At 42.3% G+C, this 1,957-nt stretch carries 2 protein-coding genes; both read left to right on the top strand.

Annotation, left to right across the window (positions count from 1 at the left end; all coding sequences use genetic code 11):
* Window positions 1-389: 389 nt before the first annotated feature.
* Window positions 390-1,229, top strand: a complete 840-nt coding sequence (locus WAM07_RS13620; protein WP_422167673.1) for an SAM hydrolase/SAM-dependent halogenase family protein — start codon at window positions 390-392, stop codon at window positions 1,227-1,229.
* 65 nt (window positions 1,230-1,294) lie between these two features.
* Window positions 1,295-1,807 carry a DUF4362 domain-containing protein gene (locus tag WAM07_RS13615; protein ID WP_422167671.1) on the top strand — a complete coding sequence of 171 codons (513 nt, stop codon included), beginning with the start codon at window positions 1,295-1,297 and terminating at the stop codon, window positions 1,805-1,807.
* Window positions 1,808-1,957: the final 150 nt, after the last annotated feature.

The raw sequence follows: 1,957 nt of genomic DNA, 5'->3' as shown, positions 1-1,957 counted from the left end.
TCACCCCGATAGACACGAACAGCATAAGCCGAGCATCAAAAGGACGGTGGTCTTGCCGTCCGTTGATGAACGGCTTATGTCTCGAGTGTCTGGGTGATGGAACAAGACGAGTTATTTCCCCACCAGCCCTCCTCCATTTAACGTAAAGGACCCAAGTTATCTCGAAACGGAGTCTTCAACAAACGGGAGCTTATCTTCAAGAGTCACTGTGAAGGCTTAAAAAAGCTGATGATTTAGGTTGTTACGTCTAGTTGCGCTGGATAATCGTCTTATAAATTTAATAAAGAACTTATTTTTGAAAGTCTTCAGAAACGATAAACTTGTTGATTTTGCTGAAGGATTTGGATAAACTATCAATAATTTATAACTAAAAAAAGAGGCGGGATTCGATGAATCAAGCGTTAGTTCTACAATCCGATTTTGGCAGAAGTGACGGGGCAGTCAGCGCCATGCACGGGGTGGCCTATTCCGTATCTGAGGGGTTATCAATCTTTGACTTAACGCATGACATCCCTCCTTTCAATATATGGGAAGCTTCCTATAGATTGTGGCAGACAATTGCATACTGGAAGGAAGGTACGGTCTTTGTTTCAGTGGTGGATCCCGGTGTAGGTTCGACGAGAAGGAGTCTCGGAGTAAAAACCGGAGCAGGCCACTTTGTGATTACTCCTGATAACGGAACACTGACTCACATTAAGCGTACAGAAGGTATTGTACAGGCGCGTGAAATCGATGAAACTATTAATCGGCTTCCGAGGTCAGGGGAGTCCTATACGTTTCATGGAAGAGATATTTATGCCTATACAGGAGCACGACTTGCCTCTGGAGTCATTTTGTTTGAAGAAGTAGGTCCTGAAGTATCGTTAAAATCACTGGAGGAACTACCTATTCAGGAACCAAGTATAGGAAGAGATCATGCAGCGGGGAGCATCGACATACTGGACATACGTTTTGGAAACCTGTGGACCAACATCCCCCGTGATTTCTTCAAACAAATTGGGGTTGGTTATGGAGACACACTGGAAGTAACGATAACTCACGATGGCCGAGAAGCTTACCGTAACTCGATGACTTTTGGTCGTTCTTTTGCTGATACTCACAAGGGTGAGCCTTTAGTGTACGTTAATTCACTTGATAACTTAGGTGTAGCCATTAACCAGGGTTCGTTTGCGAATGCTTATAATATTGGAACTGGATCCAGTTGGCAGATTACCTTACTAAAAAGCTGAGCTTCCCGCAGCAGGTTGTAACGTAAATTCATTTGATTCGTCTAATGAAGTAGAGGTGATCAAGCATGAAAATATGGAAGATTTTATTGCTTGCTTTATTGCTAACCGGCTGTGGTGAGAGCACCGAAGAGGAAACTGATCAATCCAAGAAGGAACAGGAAAATAGCACGATGGAGCAGGAAGACCAGGATTCTGATAGTAAAGAAGAAAAAGGCACGGAGGATTCTGCTGGTACAAACAAAGAAGTACCTGAGGGTAAGGCTGTAGAAAAACAAGTTGAGATTATTGAGGAGCTGGATACCTTTATAAAAAATGTTCAGCAGGGGATCGTGGATGAGGTACACATTGTGAGACGTACGACAGAAGGAGATCCCATTTTTATTGATCTTTCTTTTAATGGGGAAGATATAAATTATAAACACGATAATCGTAGAGATAAGCTCGGGAATGGCCAAATAACCACAAAGACATGTCAGAATATTGATAAGGAAGAGCAGAATGGTACGCTCGCCTACCAACTAACCTGCGGTCATGAAAGATCTGTAGAAGTTTATCAAACCGCCTATAATGAATATTAAGAAGCCTCTCTTTCTTATAAGGTGTAAGCAGAATAGAAGCATTTGGAAATCCATCTGTGCTACACTGCCTCTGTAAACCTTTAATAAGAAAGGGAGTTTTTTTATGAAAACCATGACACTTCATAGCAATGTGGAAATGCCTCAACTAGG

It is taken from the genome of Halobacillus sp., assembly GCF_049282395.1.
Taxonomy (GTDB): domain Bacteria; phylum Bacillota; class Bacilli; order Bacillales; family Halobacillaceae; genus Halobacillus.
The sequence above is the reverse complement of the archived record's forward strand: the minus strand, read 5'-3'. Positions and strand labels throughout refer to the sequence as shown.